This is a genomic window from Dorea sp. Marseille-P4042 (assembly GCF_900290215.1).
Lineage (GTDB): Bacteria > Bacillota > Clostridia > Lachnospirales > Lachnospiraceae > Dorea > Dorea formicigenerans.
Window position 1 is genome coordinate 986,482 of record NZ_OLMI01000001.1, and the last position, 17,382, is coordinate 1,003,863.

The following is a 17,382-nucleotide window of genomic DNA, read 5'->3' on the forward strand; positions in this document are numbered from 1 at the left end:
AACATCATCATACTTCTAGTATCAAAGATAAACTATTTGACCTGCGCCTTAATTACCGTCGGAATTCCACAGACAACTCTTATCACACTCTTTGCATCTTTCGCCAGTTCTGTACAGATGCGCCCTGTAGTTTCCCGTACTTCTCTGAGAAATGGGTCCATCGGCACGATTCCATATCCAATCTCGTCCGTCACTAAAATCAAATCTGGATTTTTCTCCTTCAACTGCTTCGCCAGTTCGGAAATATCTTCTCCTTCCGAGAGCAATCGTTCTATATATTTATGAAAATGAAAAATTCCCCTGTACTGAAAGATTGCTTCTTTTTTGCACTGCTCTCCGTCTGTCCAGCGCACATCCGGAAACGTCTCCTTTGCATAGGCAAGTTTTCCCTGATATGCTCCTCCTATAATCATGATCATCTCTTTTCACATGCCTCGTCTTTCTCTGCGTATATCCTATTGACCTCGCAGCTACTTTAATAACAATAAAATCTGTTCCATCACTACAACTGCCAACGCCATCAGAATTTCACACATTTGTAGGAAATACCCTGCCAGATCTCCAGTGACCCCGCCGAATTTGCTGATACACATGTGATGATAATACCAGAATACAAAAAGTGCCATAATCACCGCTGCTGCTCCGGACCATTTTCCCACCACAATCATGAGTGAGCTAAGTACGATCAAATATATCATGAGCGTTCTTCGATTCACTCTTTTTTCCGCACTTTCTGAAAATGTTGCCACAAGCCCCTGTCCTTTTTTTCTCGCCTGTGGAAAACAGATAACCGAAAGTCCACTCAATGTACGCGACAGCATAAAGCTAATGGCGATTACTTTCGCTGCATGAGCTGTAAGCATAGAATAAATCCCCGTGTACGCGAAAAAATATACGCTGCAGGAAATAATTGCAAATGCTCCGGCATGAGAATCTTTTAAAATCTCCAGTCTGCGTTCCATCGGCTGATAGGAACTTAAAGCATCCTGTGTATCCAAAAACCCATCCAGATGAATTCCGCCAGTAATAAAGATGGGAATCAGCACTAATAACATCGTCAAAAAAAGATTACTACTGCCTGGTATTCCAGAAGATAAAGTTTCCTGCCTGTCAGCCAGCCAGCCTCCTGCCTGATAGACAACCCATGACGCCAGACCGATAACAGCACCCACCCACGGAAAAAAACACATCGCAAGCGACATATTTTCATCTGTCCATTCACTTTGTGGCATGGGAATCTTGCTGTACATAGAAAATGCAATTTTAAAACTATTCCACATTTTTTTCATACTACTTTGTAACCTTCCTATTTCTATATCCCATCATAGTTGGGGCTTTTGACTCCAACATCATTTTACTATTTGCTCATTTTATCTTAATCGGGATTCCATAGACAACTTCTGTTACCTGATCTGCCATTTTTCCAAGCTCCTGATTGATCTTTCCGAGAAGTCCGATATATTTTTTTGTTTCTTCTGAATAATCCTGCAGATCACTATGCACTTCGTTCGTCACAATCGCCAATCGCTCCGTCTGTGTGTTCAAATAACGGATTCCTTCTACAATCGTCTCCAGAACCACTTCATCCTCTGCAAGACTTCCATCTTCCTGATATAGCACATCCGCCAGTAAATTGGAAACGCACTCTAACAGAATTCCTCCTGTTTTAGCATTCTCCTGATTTTTTTCGTTCCTACAAGTTTTATTGATATCTAAGATACTTTTACTTCTCTTCCACCTTTGGATAGAATCATCAAGCGTCCTCAAATCTCCATAACACTCCAGCGTCTGAAATCCTTTTCCGGCGCGCATCTGCCTGTGGCGTTCAATCTTCTTTTGTGTCTCTGCACCAAATGGACGCATGGTCGCAATATACAGATATGGGCATATCGCTTTTTTTTCTTCGCTTTTCTCCGGTTTTCCGGTCAGCCACATTTCCGCATAGGCAGATTTTCCACTTCCACTGCCCCCGGTTATTACATGCATCATCATTTTATCCCCAGACTTTCTTTGAATATTCTATTTATCTCCTAATTCTTCATAATCGTCAATGTGAATATCGGAAAATGTACTCATTTTCTCATATACAGCCAACGCCATATCCAGTACCGGGAGAAATGCAACAGCTCCTGTCCCTTCTCCAAGACACATATCACAAGTCATAGATGCTTCCCTCCCAAGTGCCTTAAGAAGAATATGCATTCCCGGCTCTTTGGACACATGAGACACAATGATATATTCTCTGACGTTATTGCACATTTGCACTGCTGCAAGTGCCGCTACCGCTGAGATGAAACCATCCATAATTACCGGAACGTGGTAATACGCTCCGCCCAGATAAATTCCAACAAGTCCGGCAAGATCAAATCCTCCTACCTTTGAAAGTACATCTACCGGATCATCTGCATTCGGCTCATTTTTTGCAATGGCTGTTTTGATAGCATGTATCTTTCTTCTAAGACCAGCACTGTCAAGTCCGGCTCCTCTCCCGGTCATTGTCTCCACTGATTCATCTAAAAGGACACTCGCCACTGCACTGCTGGTCGTTGTATTACCGATTCCCATCTCTCCGGTCACAAGTATCTGATATCCTGCTTCTTTTTTCTCTTTCACAAGATGCACTCCTGTCAGGATTGCCTGAAGCGCCTCTTCTCTTGTCATTGCAGGCTCTTTCACCATATTCTTTGTTCCATAAGCAACTTTATAATTCGGTACTCTTGTATCACGAACCATACCAATGTCTATCGGAAACAGATCTACCTCTGCACTCTGACACATAATCGCGGCGCTGGTAGCTCCTTCCAGAAAATTCTCTGCTACAATTGCAGTTACTTCCTGTCCGGTCTGTGTCACACCTTCTTCCACGACACCATTATCTGCACACATAGCTATCAGTGCACGATTCTTAAGTTCTACCTCGGCATTTCCAGTAATTCCGGCAATCCGGATAATATGCTCTTCCAGCTTTCCAAGGCTATGTAATGGCTTTGCGATAGAATTCCATTTCTTCCGGGCAGTTTCCATAGCCACATTGTCCAGATTTTCGATTCCATCTATAATAATTCCAAGTTCCTCTTCCCTTGTCATCTATTAATAACCTCCTGCTTCTTAGCTTCTTATCCCTCTTGTCTATCCTGACATCATGCCTGTTAATCTTTTTCTTTATATCTTCTGCACGCACCCGCAAATGCTTCTGCAACTTGTGGATTTCCCATATAATGAATATGTGGATATCCTGCCAATATTGTATCTGTACTGATCATACACTCCCATCCCCTCGTGGACATCGGTTTTTTCGCTGTAAATGCATGACCACATTCTTCTGATTCGTAATAATGAAATTCATGTGCTGTAATGTTTCCAACATTATGGCCAAAAACTGTCCCTTTGGATAATATAATATATCCAAACCTTCTCAGTTTTTCTGTCTTATAGCTTTTTCCAAAAAGTGCTCCGGCCATATCATATATTTTCCCGTCAGAACCTTCCAGCCGTTCCTGCAGATACATAAATCCTCCACATTCAGCAATACATGGTACTCCCAACGTTACTGCATGGCAGATACTTTCACGCATAGAATCATTTTCACTTAATTCTTTCGCATACAGCTCCGGATACCCTCCATAAAGAACCATTCCCTGTATATTCTCAGGCAGACTCCTGTCGTGTATTGGTGAAAATGTGACAATTTCTGCTCCCAATTTTTTTAAAATCTCCAGATTATCCGGATAGATAAAACAAAATGCTTCATCATGTGCAACTGCAATTCGAATCCCTTTTTGCAAAGTGTCTGATAAGTTCAAAAGATGCTCTTTGACTTGTGTATCTTCCTGCATTGCTGATACATTCCGGGCAAGTTCTAATATTCCGTCCAAATCTACGGTATCTTCCATCACCCTTGCCAGATGTTCCAGCTTTTCATTGATTTTCTCTACTTCTTCCGGAATCTGCAAACCCAGATATCTGCTTTCCAGAACACATTCTGATACAACCGGAACATATCCATATACGCGGACTTTTAACTGTTCTTCTATCATCTGCTTCATCCTTGCATACATCATCGGGGAGATCCGGTTTAAAATCACGCCCTTGATATGATGTTCTGTTTCATATTCCAAAAATCCTTTTACAACTGCAACTGCAGAGACAGAGACTCCTTTGCAATCTAAAATCAATATAGCTGGTGTATCTGTTGTATCTGCCACATCCCATGCGCTGGCTTCTTTTGAAATTCCGGCAATTCCATCATAATATCCCATCACACCTTCCAGAACACAGATATCTCTGTTCTTTCCATGAGAAAGAAGTGATTGTCTCACTCCTGTTCTTTTGCACATAAAGGTATCCAGGTTGTAACTGTCGATTCCAAGCACTTTCCGGTGGAACATCGGGTCGATATAATCTGGTCCACATTTAAATGCAGCACAATTAAGACCACGATTTTTCAGAGCCTTTAATATTCCACATGTAATCAACGTTTTTCCGCTTCCACTGGATGCGGCTGTCAATAATAATCTTGGAATTGCATGACTATTTCTGTTATTGTCTTTATCATTTATTGGCTGCATATTTTTTCTGTTTAACTCCTTGTTCAAAGTCCGGCCGTATCATTAATCTAATTCAAAACTTACAACATAAATCGGATTCTGTCCTGTCATCATATGATAACTTCCAACTACTTTAGATTTTGCAATATTGACCTGCACGATTTCATCATTTTTAATCGGATATTTTCTGCAATATTCCAGAGTCTGCGCCAATGTCTCCAGTGAAATAGCATTTAATACCACTCTTGCCTGTGGATTCTTTTTCCTGATAAGCTCCAGAATCTCTTCCAGTCGTCCTTTACTTCCTCCGATAAATACACCGTCTGGTGCCGGAAGATCTTTTAATATTTCCGGCGCACTGCCTTCAATAACTTTTATGTTGCTCACTGCAAATTTTCTGGCATTTTCCTCAATAAGACCAGCTGCCTCCGGATTGATTTCCACTGCATAAACCTGTCCGTCTTCTGCCTGAATTGCAGATTCCACAGATACAGATCCGGTTCCCGCCCCGATATCATATATAATATCCGACTTTCTGATCTTCATTTTTGAAAGACTGATGGATCGCACTTCCTCTTTTGTCATTGGAACATCTCCACGGATAAATTCTTCATCATTCATTCCATGAGTCACCGCATTTTCTCCACCATATGGATTGGCAATGAGCACCGCTGCAAGATTGTCTCCATCATAATCCAGGAATTCTGACACATTTCCTTTTAAAATCTGCTCTCCCTCATAAGTAAGCTCTGCCCCGACTGCCATGTTACAATCTCCAAGTCTGGCATCGATCAAAGTTTTTGCAAGCTTACGGACATCTGCTGCAGAACCTGTCAGTGTAAACGTATACTTATTATTTTTCACAGCTGCAAGAAGATTTTCCTCTCGTCCATGGAGGCTGACAAGTTTTATGTCTTCCCATGGAATCTGAAGTTTTGCACACAAACTGGAAACTGTAGAAATTCCCGGTAAAATCTCTGTCTTTACACGATCAGGCTCACCACTTTTTTTCATCCTGTCACGGATCGTTAAAATCAATTTCTTTGCACCACTGTAAAAGCCAGGATCTCCTGACAGTACAACTACTATATTTTCATCTTGTGGATGACTGAAAATATAATCCGTAATTTCCTCCGGTTTGTAAGCTGCAAATGTCTGCTGTCCTTCTTTTACAACAGATTTTAACATACGTGATGCACCAATCAGTACATCGGCTTCCTCACATGCCTTTTTAACTTCCACAGTCATTGAACCTTCTGTTCCCATTCCGATTCCTGCAAGCGTCACTTTTTGCATTGTTTTGAAATGATACTCTTCTTTTAACAGATCAATGATTTCTTCGTAAGTATATCCGGACTCTTCTTTCTGACGGCCCAGAACGATGATTTTCACACCAGCCTTTTTCGCTGCATTATATTTTTGCAGGAACCCGCCAATATTTCCCGAATCCTTTGTCACCATATAAGAAATGTCATAGCTCTTCATAATTGCATAATTCATTTCCACCGAAAATGGTCCCTGCATGCAGAGCAGATTCTTTCCGGTAAAACCAAGCTGTTCACACTTATGTGCCACTTTCGCTGTTGAAAGCACTCTCGCATAAACACGTTTTTTGTAATCTGTGAGATTCTGAAAAGCTGCCAGTTCTTTACTTCCTGTCGTTGCCAGAATATTCCCTGTCGTCTGCTCCAGATATTCAATTGCCTCTTCCATGCTATCCACATAGATGCAATCTGACTTTTCAGCTCCTGTATCCCTTAAAATCCTCAAATATGGAACTCCGGCTTTTTCACATGCATTTTGCAGGTTTTCTGTCACTTCTATCGCATAAGGGTGCGTCGCATCCACTACATATGAAGGATGATATTCATTGATAAATTCTATCATCTGCTTTTCATCCATCCGTTCATGTGTTGTTGTAATATTACTTCCCTCTGGCAGCAGACTCTCTCCATATTCTGTTGCCACGCAGACATGAACACTGACTTCCCTTTTTACTAAAAATTCTGCCAGCCGTCTTCCTTCTGTTGTTCCTGCATATATTAAAATTTTATTTTCTGTCATATCGATATCCCCTTGGTGTAACCATTTTATGTTTAATTATTTTTGTCATTTTATTCCCTATATAAACGGTAGAAAACATATCTACCTCGGTATTTCGTAGCTCTTTCAGTGTCAGTATGTTCATACTTTCTTCTTCTCTTGCAATATTTCTCACAATACCGCATATAATGCTTTCTTCTTTGTACTCAAGCAAAATATCACAAGCCCTTGCAAGATAATCTTTTCTCTTTTTGCTGGAAGGATTATATAAAGCAATCAGAAAATCCGCCTGTGCTGCCGCCCGAAGTCTCCTTTCAATCAGTTCCCACGGCGTCAGAAGATCACTTAAACTGATCAGACAGCAATCGTGTCCAAGCGGTGCACCAAGCACTGCTGCTCCCCCCATTGCTGCTGTCACACCCGGAAGAACCTCGATCTCGACTTCCGGATATTCTTCTCCGATTTCATACATGAGTCCTGCCATTCCGTAAATCCCGGAATCACCACTGCACACCATAGCTGTCACACGCCCTTTTTTTGCCTCTTCAAATGCCAGCCGGCATCGCTCCGGCTCCTTTCTCATCGGCGTTGTCATAAATTCCTTTTCCGGAAAATATTTTTTCATAAGATCTACATATACTGTATACCCGACAATCACATCACAGCCCTTTAGCGCTTCCACCGCTGCAACCGTCATCTGCTCATAAGCACCAGGTCCCATTCCAATCACATATACTTTATTCAAAATCCACACTCCATTTCTCCACTGCCACAGCAACTGTCACTCCTTCGTGCGCTGTCTTGTGTACCAGAATTTTCTTCCCTCCGGCACACATAGCACTTCTTTCACACACATTATCAACACCTGTGGTCTGTTTTACAAATTCAGATCCTGTAAATGTCCCTTCTGCCTGTTCCAGCTCTTCTTTCGAAAATGTCTGAAACGGTATGTCATATTTTTCACAGTATGTACATAGTCCAGGTTCTTCCTTCTTTAAATCAATGCTTGCTGCAAGTTTCACTGATTCCGGAAAAATTCCATACTCTTCAAGCACCTGTGTTACATGCTTTTCAATCTTTTCAGCAGCAGTTCCCTTCTTACAGCCAATCCCTAAAACCACAGCTTTAGGAATCAAATACAACACCTGTGTTCCGCTTCCTGCAGGTACATCGTTTTTACAGATTCCTATGTGGATCTTTAAAGCCCTTGAATCACATCTGTCTGACTCATGTATGAATTTTAATTCTTTTGGAATCTGTCCTCTGACAGAGCATTCTGGTTCTGTCTCTGCTAAAACTTGTTTGCCAGCCAAAATATCTGCAGATACGAGTTTTGCCAGTTTCATATCTTCTATATATAATCTATTTTTCTTTGCAAATATATCAACCGCCCACTTCTGATTCAAATCTGTTGCTGTTGTGATCACGGCCTCCATGGAAAGCATTTGACTGAGTTTTTCTGCAAGTTCATTGGCACCTCCAATGTGTCCGGACAAGATTGGAATACAGTATTTTCCAAGCTCGTCTATAACCAGTACAGCCGGGTCTTCTTTTTTGGACACTACAAATGATGCAACTGCCCGAACTGCAATTCCTGCTGCACCTACATAGATCAAAACATCAGATACTTTCCAATGTTCTCCGGTCCATTCTTTCAGGCTTCCCTCATAAGAATCTGCCTCTTCTTTACATTTGACATTCTCTGCTACAAGCCAGTCTTCTGCCGACAAAGCTTTCCTGACTTTTCCAGCCGTCTTTCTTCCGTTTGCAGTAAAGCTCAGAATTGCAGCTTTCATCTAAGAATCCCTTCCTTTCCGGAATTCAGTTGTGAATCCCGGATCATACAACTTTGACCGTTCATAATGGCTGTGAGTCACTACATTTCCCACAAGGATCAATGCAGTCTTTGTAATCTGATGTTTCCTTGCTGTCTCCACAAGTGTATCTATCGTACATACATATGCCTCTTCCTCCGGCCATGTTGCTTTGTACACAATTGCTGCCGGCGTATCTGATGCATATCCTCCGGCAAGCAGTTCTTTTACCAGCTTTTCCAAAAGTCCTGTACTTAAGAAAAGAACCATCGTTGCACCATGTGCAGCAAAACTCATGATCTTTTCCCGCTCAGGAACCGGAGTTCTTCCTTCCGTTCGTGTAATAATAACACTCTGTGACACCTCCGGAAGAGTATATTCCAGATTCAGTGCTGCCGCCGCTCCACAAAATGAGCTGACTCCAGGGCAGGAATCATAATCAATTCCTTTTTCATCAAGAATGTCCATCTGCTCACGAATTGCACCGTAAAGACAAGGATCACCCGTATGAAGTCGTACGGTCATCTTATCTTCTTTTTCTGACTTTATCATAACCTCTATGACTTCTTCCAGTGTCATATAGGCACTATTATAAACTTCGCAGCCTTCCTTTGCATATTCCAGCAGTCCTTTATTGACCAGTGATCCAGCATAAATGATTACATCTGCTTCTTTAAGATATCGTTGTCCTCTTACCGTAATCAGATCGACCGCTCCCGGTCCTGCTCCTACAAAATGTATCATTGATTTTCTTCCTCCCACAAATGCATCAAAGTATCTACCTTACTTGTTTTTCCCAAAATTCCATACACATTTGAATATAAAATTGCCCCAACAGGCATCTGATCTGCCATGCGATATTCCATATATTTTTCAATGGATCTCATGATTTGCCCGATTGTAGCTTCTCGCTCTTCTTCACTTAAAAGTGCAAGCGCATCATCGGTCGTCACGCAATCCAGAACCGCTCTGGCACGATCTGCGGAAAATCCAGCCCGTAGCATTGCCGTTGCAAAAAGATCCATACGGCAGTCTGCCCATCTGGAATGCGTATTCATCACTCCACCTGATACTTTGATCAGCTTTCCGATATGTCCGGCAAGTACAAGCCCTTGAAACTTACAATCTGCTGCCATATCCATGCTCTGCCCTATATAATTACTGCATTTTACTACATCTTTATCCTGAATTCCATATGCTTCCCGCAGAAAATCCAGACCATAATTCCCTGGCGCCATAATGAGATAGTTCTTTCCCCCTGCACGCCTGACCTTCATCTCTAATTCAATCGTATCAAGCAGAGCCTGTTCACTCATCGGCTCCACGATTCCACTTGTTCCCAAAACAGAAATACCGCCTTCAATTCCAAGTCTCGGATTAAATGTTTTCTTTGCCAGTTCTACTCCCTGCGGAATGGATATCTCTATTTTAATTCCGCCGTCGTACCCATACATTTCACACGCCTCTTCGACTTCTCTTAAAATCATCTGTCTCGGCACTCGATTAATTGCGGCATTTCCTACAGGCTGATCCAATCCGGGCTTCGTCACCCTGCCGACTCCAATGCCTCCGTCCAGGACTATGCCAGATTTTATTCTGCTTACTTTACTGTATACTAAAATTCCATTTGTAATATCCGGATCATCTCCACTGTCTTTTCGTACTGCGCAGGAAACAGATTCTATCTCCGGATTACTTTTATTATATTTATTAAATTCTTTTTGAGCCTCAGCGATCTTCAGTGTCAACACTTCTTTTCCTGGTAAAGACACTGTGACCTGATCTACGCTGACATTTCCAAGAAGCATTGTGACCGCGGCCTTTGTTGCTGCCTGTGCACACGTTCCTGTGGTATATCCTCTTCGGAGTTTTTTCGTCATAGTTTTTACCTTTCCAGTCTGAAATTTTCGAATTCAACATTGTTCGCTCTCTTCATTCTACCTATCTGTGTGAAGGTTGTCAAATCATTTGCCACTTCCATCTATTGTCTTTTTCTTTCAAGATTTTATTGATGCCAGACTTTTCAATATCTGCGTGCCGAAATCTACATTCTGTGATACAATAAAGCAAGCAAAGAAAGGAGCCATTTTTTATGTCAGAACAAAAACAGCGCGTCTATGACGCCTTAAACAAGCTCGGAATTAAATATGAAGTCGTAGAACACGAACCCGTACACACCATGGAAGACATGGACCGCCTCGGTCTTCCTGAGAAAGGAACTCTGTGCAAGAACCTGTTTCTCAGAGATGCAAAAGGAAAACGTCATTTTCTCATTACCTGTGATGAAAATGCTAAAGTAGACTTAAAGTCTCTTGGCAGACAGCTCGGTGCCGGAAACTTAAGCTTTGCCTCAGAAGAACGTCTCGAAAAATATCTCGGGCTCAAACAGGGAAGCGTATCTCCATTCGGTCTCATGAATGATACCGACCATGCAGTCGAATTTTTTATTGATAAAAACTTAAGCAAATGCAAAAGTCTGGGAATTCATCCGCTTGAGAACACAGCAACTGTATTCCTCTCCTTTAAAGATCTGGATAAGTTCCTGTGGAATCTTGATGTGGATGTGATGAAAATACGGTTATAACAGGCAAAGAGAAGCAATGTATCCATGTGGACACGGAGCAAAAACCCCGGAGCGGCAACTCCGGGGTTTTCTATTCCTACTTTTGGCATGGGAAGGCTTAACCCCATAGGCTGATTATATAATCAGCATTGCATCTCCAAAGGAAAAGAAACGATATCTTTCCTGTACTGCTTCTTCATATGCCGCCAATACGTGTTCTCTTCCTGCCAGTGCTGATACTAACATAATCAATGTTGACTCCGGCAGATGGAAGTTCGTGATCAATCCATCTAAAATCTTAAATTTATATCCCGGATAGATAAATATCTCAGTCCAGCCACTTGTCGGTTTCAAATGTCCTGTTTCATCTGCTGCTGACTCGATAGTTCTGCAGCTTGTTGTTCCAACACAGATAACTCTGTGACCGGAATCTTTTGCGCGGTTGATCTTCTTGGCTGCTTCTTCGTCAACCTGATAGAACTCAGAATGCATATGATGATCTGTAATCTCATCTACCTTTACAGGACGGAATGTTCCAAGTCCTACATGAAGTGTCACTCTCGCAATGTCAATGCCTTTTTCTTCTATCTCTTTTAATAATTCCGGTGTAAAATGAAGTCCCGCTGTCGGTGCCGCTGCGGATCCGGTATGCTTTGCATAAACAGTCTGATAACGATTCTTATCTTCCAACTGATGTGTAATATACGGAGGCAGCGGCATCTGTCCGAGCTGGTCTAAAATCTCTTCAAAAATTCCTTCATATTCAAACTTCACCAGACGATTTCCTTCTTCTACGATTCCAACGACCTCTCCAACAAGAAGACCTTCTCCAAATACGATTCTTGTTCCAACTTTTGCCTTCTTACCAGGTTTTACTAATGTCTCCCAAATATTATTCTCTTTCCTTTTTAATAATAAAACTTCAATCTTTGCTCCGGTTCCTTCCTTCGCTCCAATCAGTCTTGCCGGAATAACCTTGGTATCATTGATGACCAGGCAATCTCCTTCTTTCAGATATCCTGTAATTTCTTTAAATATATGATGTGAAGTAGCTCCCGTCTCCTTGTCAAGGACAAGAAGTCTGGAACTGGAACGATCCTCAAGCGGATCCTGTGCGATTAATTCCTCTGGCAGGTCATAATAAAAGTCCTGACGTTTCATGATTATAAATCCCCTTCCTGTATGTTTTCTTCTATACTATCTTCTACTTCTTCTCTGTTTTCTTTTATTTTTGTTACATTTTCACCTGTTGACCCGGTTGCTTTTTCAGATTCAGCTTGTGTAAACTCCTTTTTCACTTGCCCGGCATCACTCACGAAACTATATCCTCCATCTGGCACAGCCCTATACGGTTGTCCTGGCTGTGACTGACTCTGCACTTGCACATTTTTCTGTACATAATTCTGTGTCTGCACTGGTTCTCGCGGCTGTACAGACATCTGCGGTCCTGCCGCACTCAAATACTCTGGATACATTTTCACTTTTTTCTCATAGACAACTCTTGTGTCGCAGAGCATATCGTGAAAGCCCCGTTTTTCCTTATCAATTCCCACAATAATATATCCAATCCAGATAGATATTCCACATAAGAATCTTCCGACAGTCTCCCGGTATAACACATCCACAAATGAAAGCTTTTCATTTCTGTCAGCAGGTACTACTCTAAGATTCATCAGTCGTTTTCCAATCGTCGTTCCAGTACACCATGTCAATAAAGCAAAATACATGATTTTGAAAATATACAACACAATATCTTTTAATGAATAATGAAACAATACATTTTCATCCAATATTGTACCACTGATCAGCGCTCCGATTCCGATCCATGCAAGACGCACAAAGAGAAGTCCAATTGCCACAATGACGCTGTCTATCACATATGCTGCTAAACGCACCCAGAACCCGGCATAATTCTCATTACTGTAACTGTTCTGCATAATACATCAGCACCCCGCTTTCCTTCTCTTCGGCAGTTTCCTTTAATATCTGTGCCTCAGATTTTGGAACAAGCTTTTCTGCTTTACTAAATATTGCTGCCAATATGCTTTCCTCACTGCTCGGTGTATAGAACTCGTCTGCTCCAAGCTCCGAAGCCATCTGATTCATTACATCCTGGTAAGTTGCGATCTCATCAATAAGCCCATTCGCTTTTGCCTGTTTTGCGGTGTAAGTACGTCCGTCTGCCAGTGCTTTTACCTGGTCTGCCGACATATCTCTTCCGTCCGCAACAATATTTACGAACTCCTGATAACACTCATCGACCTGTGACTGGTAAATTGCGACCTGCTCGTCTGTCAGCTTGGAACTGTCCTTGTTCACACCACTCGTAATACTGACATAACGAATTCCAAGTTTCTCATAAAGTCCGCTCATATCATACCCTGACATAATGACGCCGATAGATCCTGTAACCGTATTCTTATTCGCATAAATCTTATCTCCGGTTACAGACGTCATGTACCCGCCAGAAGCTGCATAATGTGCCATATAAGTCCAGATCGGACGGCCAGTCGTCTCTTTATATTCTATCAGCTTGTCATGAAGTTCTTCCGACTCATAGACCGCTCCACCTGGAGAATCCACATACAGCAGAATCCCTTTATTATCTGAATCATCCATAAGATTGTCAATATAATCCATTGTTGTATTGTGCTGATATCCAGACGATGTATCCAATACACTGCTCTGCGTCTGCTCCTGAATCGTCCCCACTACATTCACAACTCCAATATAATCATCTGCCGGCGGATCAAATTCCAGTTCTCCAGCCAGCATCGTTGTCACATCTTCTGCCATTGTATTTGCAGATAAAGTATTCGTCAATACGCTTGTAACACCTGTCACAATAAATACAGCCCCAGCCACAACCAGACCGATTATCTGTTTGTTCTTCATCTTTTTTCTCCTTTAAGTTCTAAATCTCCATAGCTTTTTTATTGTAACATATGAAGGATTGTTTTTCAAAAAATAATACATTTAACGCGTAGTAAACCTCGAATTTACTACGCGTCCTGCTATTTTGCTAACTTTATTAATTCTTCGACTCTTTTATTACATTCTCCCACCGGCACATCTGTTACAATGACTCTCTTACACTTTTTCATCACTTCAACTGCTCTTACAAATGTCTCATCACTAATCTGCCGGAATGGTTCTTCTGTAATCACTTCCACTGCCAGAAGTCTTGCAAGCTGATAGTCAATATCATTCTTGTAGAGGATTCCTGCTGCAAATGGAATGTGTTCTTTCTGTAACTGTCGATAAATTGGGATTCCGCTTCCTCCGGACGAAATTACAAATACCTCTGGTTCTCCTTCTATCTTCGGAAGCTCTATGCTTCCAAATGCCGGATCAAAAGAACCATTGTCAATTTCATAAAGACTGCGGATTGTATCTTCCTTAAATACCTCTTCTGGCTTTCCATAATGTGCAATGGTATCTCCCTTCACACAGATAATCTTATCCGACACTTTCTGTGCAAGATCAATCTCATGCAGCGACATAATGACTGTAATATGCTTTTTTCTTGCCATACGTTCCAATATTGCAAGTAATTCTAATTTATATCGTACATCTAAAAAAGATGTCGGCTCATCCAGCACAATAATCTCCGGCTCCTGACAGATTGCTCTTGCAAGAAGAACTCTCTGTTTTTGTCCATCACTAATAGCGTTAAAATCGCGGTTTCCCAGATCTTCTGCATGAACTGCCTTCATTGCCTCATCTACAATTTGTTCATCTTCCGGCGTCAGTATTCCAAGCCGCCCTGTATATGGGTAACGTCCTGTTGCCACAATTTCATGACAGGTCATAAGCTCCGTTTTGATACGTTCTGTCAAAACAACAGCCATATTGGAAGAAAGTTCTTTGTAAGACATTTCCTGAAGCGACGTGTCATCGAAGAACACCTTTCCTCCAATTAATTTCAATTGTTTTGTAATGCTCTTTAAAATTGTAGATTTACCGGATCCATTTGGTCCAATGAGCGTTACAATTTCACCTTTATCAATACCAATATTAATGTCATGGATCAGTGTCTTTCCCTGGTATCCAACAGCCATATCATCCATTTTAAAATAATAATCTGCCATGTTACATTCTTCCTTTCTCGCGCTTCACCATCATATAGATGACAATCGGTGCACCAAGTATCGATGTGACTGTACTGATATTCAGCTCCACCGGTGCCAGTGCCATACGAGCGATCAGATCACAGATCATACAGAATACAGCCCCTATAAAAAATGTACCTGGTATCACCACAATCGGTTTTGATGTTCCGAACGCTTTTCTCGTAAGAAATGGAACTGCAATTCCCACAAAAGAAATTGGTCCGGCAAATGCAGTCACACACGCGGAAAGAATACTTGACAGTAATATAATAACAACTCGGAATACTTTAATATTCACTCCCATACTCTGTGCATATGCTTCTCCAAGCTGATATGCACTGATTGGTTTTGACAGTAAAAATGTACACACTGCCGCAATTCCAACTACAACTACAGCTACTTTTATATTTCCCCAGCTCATACCGGAAAAACTTCCCTGTGACCAGCCATGAAGATTTACAATATCAGAATCATCTGCAAATGTCACCACAAAATCTGTAATTGCGGAACAGATATATCCAATCATGATTCCTCCTACCAAAAGGGATGCCATATGATGAATCTTCTTTGACATCAAAAGAATGAATCCCGTCGATATCAACGAACCAATGAATGCTGCCACTACTAATGTGTAAGATGAAAAATGTCCTACATATTTTAAAAATACAATCATAGTCAGTGCGACAGCCATCTTCGCTCCGGAAGAAATTCCAAGTACAAACGGTCCTGCGATCGGATTTGAGAAAAATGTCTGTAATAAGAAACCGGACAGAGACAATGCTCCGCCCAGTAATGCTGCCATGAGGATACGCGGCAGACGTATCTTCCATATGATACTGTACTCTACCGCCTCTCCATCATGTAAAAATAATATTCTCAAAATCTTCGGCACAGAAATATGTACATTTCCCGTATTAATATTTAGCACTGTAATGACAAAAAATGCTGCGATCATACACACAAATACAAATGTATATCTGGATCTTTTTCTGAAATTTTCAGTATGAAAACTTAACTGTTCCTGCTTTGTTTCCTTATTTTGCATATTTCTCCACCAGTTTCTTTTATTTTTTGATCTTTATTTCATCTTTTCAAGAAATGTCATCTGACTGGCATCACCCTCTGTCAGCATCAGATGAATATCTGAAATCAGTTCTCCAACTGTGTCTGTCGCCTGATATAAGTTTTTACCAGTATACCATACATTTCCATCTTTGACAGCTTTAAACTCTGCGAACAGATTGCTCTTAGCTTCCAGATCACCAAGACTACTCACCTGTCCGTCAATGGTTCCGTTGTAAATAAGATAATCTGCATCTACTGCCGTTGCATAAAATTCTTCCATCGTCAGTTTTACAGATGGCGCATTCCCCTCAGAATTCTTCAGATCCTTGAACACATATCTTCCACCGGCAATCTCAATCATAGTCGGAATGTAGTCATCGGATTTGCGGACAACCACAGAACCGTCTGTATTGATGTAAAAATATGCCACTGTCTTCTCTGTATTCTTAAAATCCTTCAGATCTTCGATTACCTTTGCCTGGTCATCAAAAAATGCTTCTGCCTCTTTTTCTTTATTCAACATTGCTCCATAGACTTTGATCCACTCTGTTCTTCCAAGTGGATGAGACTCATAACTGGAATAATCTACAAATACTGGGATATCAAGGTCTTCAATCATCTCCTGCACCTTCGGTGAGTGAAGGATCATCGTAGATTCTACTGCCAGTTTGCAATCTCCATCTACAATCTTCTCATAATCCGGTTCACTGTATTTTCCTGCAAATGTCATGGCTCCGGATTCCATTGCTTTCTTCGCACTTTCTATATACCAGCCGGAAGCCTCTAAACCAGAAAATTTCACAGTATCCATTGCATCTAATGCATCAAATAATGACATGATTGCTGTAGCAGCCATATAAATATTCTGAACCGGCTGATGGATGACAACAATATCACTGTCCAGTCCCTCCGGAGCCTCTTTGCCTTCCGGAACGATCAGATACTGCCGTCCCTCATGAACATCAATCAGCTTATATCCGTCTTTGTAATAAAATACATCGAATTCCTGCGCATATGTCAGATCCATCGCAGACTCATACGTCAGCCCGTCAATCTCCGGTGCTTCTGCGGTCTTGGAGGTATCATCACTCTTCTCAGAGGTTGTCTGCGTTGTCGCGCTCGCACTGTCCTGGCTGCTCTTTGCAGAACCACAGCCCCCTAAAAAGAGAGCCATAGTCAACAATATTGCAGTTATCTTATATATTCTTTTCTTCATTTTACATTTCCTCATATAATAC

The 17,382-nt window shown here is 41.5% G+C and carries 17 protein-coding genes; 1 reads left to right on the top strand and 16 read right to left on the bottom strand.

The window, feature by feature from the left end; translation table 11 throughout:
- Positions 1-32: 32 nt before the first annotated feature.
- The 10 genes from C7E02_RS05010 to cbiD form a co-directional block, all read right to left on the bottom strand.
- Positions 33-419 carry a bifunctional adenosylcobinamide kinase/adenosylcobinamide-phosphate guanylyltransferase gene (locus C7E02_RS05010; protein WP_105308956.1) on the bottom strand — a complete coding sequence of 129 codons (387 nt, stop codon included), beginning with the start codon at positions 417-419 and terminating at the stop codon, positions 33-35.
- Between the two features lie 51 nt (positions 420-470).
- A complete protein-coding gene (locus C7E02_RS05015) occupies positions 471-1,289 on the bottom strand; it encodes an adenosylcobinamide-GDP ribazoletransferase (protein ID WP_105308957.1) in 819 nt (272 codons plus the stop codon).
- A gap of 76 nt (positions 1,290-1,365) precedes the next feature.
- Positions 1,366-1,992, bottom strand: coding sequence for a bifunctional adenosylcobinamide kinase/adenosylcobinamide-phosphate guanylyltransferase (locus C7E02_RS05020; RefSeq protein WP_049942197.1), 627 nt, complete (start codon positions 1,990-1,992; stop codon positions 1,366-1,368).
- Positions 1,993-2,019: 27 nt separating this feature from the next.
- Positions 2,020-3,087 (bottom strand): nicotinate-nucleotide--dimethylbenzimidazole phosphoribosyltransferase, encoded by a 1,068-nt coding sequence (cobT, locus tag C7E02_RS05025; protein WP_105308958.1) that lies wholly within the window; start codon positions 3,085-3,087, stop codon positions 2,020-2,022.
- A gap of 62 nt (positions 3,088-3,149) precedes the next feature.
- The gene (locus C7E02_RS05030) at positions 3,150-4,568 is read right to left on the bottom strand and encodes a cobyrinate a,c-diamide synthase (protein ID WP_105308959.1); all 1,419 of its coding nucleotides are present in this window, start codon (positions 4,566-4,568) and stop codon (positions 3,150-3,152) included.
- Positions 4,569-4,610: 42 nt separating this feature from the next.
- The gene (cobK, locus tag C7E02_RS05035) at positions 4,611-6,611 is read right to left on the bottom strand and encodes a precorrin-6A reductase (protein ID WP_105308960.1); all 2,001 of its coding nucleotides are present in this window, start codon (positions 6,609-6,611) and stop codon (positions 4,611-4,613) included.
- Positions 6,598-7,335, bottom strand: a complete 738-nt coding sequence (cobJ, locus tag C7E02_RS05040) for a precorrin-3B C(17)-methyltransferase (protein ID WP_105309017.1) — start codon at positions 7,333-7,335, stop codon at positions 6,598-6,600. Before cobJ ends, cobK begins: the two co-directional genes overlap by 14 nt.
- Positions 7,328-8,386 carry a cobalt-precorrin 5A hydrolase gene (locus tag C7E02_RS05045; protein ID WP_029731369.1) on the bottom strand — a complete coding sequence of 353 codons (1,059 nt, stop codon included), beginning with the start codon at positions 8,384-8,386 and terminating at the stop codon, positions 7,328-7,330. Before C7E02_RS05045 ends, cobJ begins: the two co-directional genes overlap by 8 nt.
- Positions 8,387-9,148: a precorrin-4 C(11)-methyltransferase gene (cobM, locus tag C7E02_RS05050; RefSeq protein ID WP_029731370.1), complete on the bottom strand. Its 762-nt coding sequence runs from the start codon at positions 9,146-9,148 to the stop codon at positions 8,387-8,389.
- Positions 9,145-10,284 carry a cobalt-precorrin-5B (C(1))-methyltransferase CbiD gene (gene cbiD, locus C7E02_RS05055; RefSeq protein ID WP_105308961.1) on the bottom strand — a complete coding sequence of 380 codons (1,140 nt, stop codon included), beginning with the start codon at positions 10,282-10,284 and terminating at the stop codon, positions 9,145-9,147. The genes cobM and cbiD overlap by 4 nt, the downstream gene beginning before the upstream one ends.
- A 212-nt stretch (positions 10,285-10,496) precedes the next feature.
- Here cbiD and C7E02_RS05060 point away from each other — a divergent pair, with 212 nt between their 5' ends.
- Entirely contained in the window at positions 10,497-10,988 is a 492-nt protein-coding gene (locus C7E02_RS05060) for a prolyl-tRNA synthetase associated domain-containing protein (protein WP_005338736.1), read from the top strand.
- A 114-nt stretch (positions 10,989-11,102) separates the two neighbouring features.
- Here C7E02_RS05060 and queA read toward each other — a convergent pair whose 3' ends face one another.
- The 6 genes from queA to C7E02_RS05090 all read right to left on the bottom strand — a co-directional run bounded on the left by queA (position 11,103) and on the right by C7E02_RS05090 (position 17,360).
- On the bottom strand, positions 11,103-12,128 hold the full coding sequence (queA, locus tag C7E02_RS05065) for a tRNA preQ1(34) S-adenosylmethionine ribosyltransferase-isomerase QueA (RefSeq protein ID WP_005338735.1): 1,026 nt from the start codon (positions 12,126-12,128) through the stop codon (positions 11,103-11,105).
- A 2-nt stretch (positions 12,129-12,130) separates the two neighbouring features.
- Positions 12,131-12,904 carry an RDD family protein gene (locus C7E02_RS05070; RefSeq protein ID WP_022279867.1) on the bottom strand — a complete coding sequence of 258 codons (774 nt, stop codon included), beginning with the start codon at positions 12,902-12,904 and terminating at the stop codon, positions 12,131-12,133.
- The gene (sppA, locus tag C7E02_RS05075) at positions 12,885-13,862 is read right to left on the bottom strand and encodes a signal peptide peptidase SppA (protein ID WP_022279868.1); all 978 of its coding nucleotides are present in this window, start codon (positions 13,860-13,862) and stop codon (positions 12,885-12,887) included. The genes C7E02_RS05070 and sppA overlap by 20 nt, the downstream gene beginning before the upstream one ends.
- 119 nt (positions 13,863-13,981) lie before the next feature.
- Positions 13,982-15,058 carry an ABC transporter ATP-binding protein gene (locus tag C7E02_RS05080; protein WP_105308962.1) on the bottom strand — a complete coding sequence of 359 codons (1,077 nt, stop codon included), beginning with the start codon at positions 15,056-15,058 and terminating at the stop codon, positions 13,982-13,984.
- Between the two features lies 1 nt (position 15,059).
- Positions 15,060-16,124, bottom strand: coding sequence for a FecCD family ABC transporter permease (locus C7E02_RS05085; protein ID WP_005338727.1), 1,065 nt, complete (start codon positions 16,122-16,124; stop codon positions 15,060-15,062).
- 33 nt (positions 16,125-16,157) lie between these two features.
- On the bottom strand, positions 16,158-17,360 hold the full coding sequence (locus tag C7E02_RS05090) for an ABC transporter substrate-binding protein (RefSeq protein WP_105308963.1): 1,203 nt from the start codon (positions 17,358-17,360) through the stop codon (positions 16,158-16,160).
- Positions 17,361-17,382 lie beyond the last annotated feature (22 nt).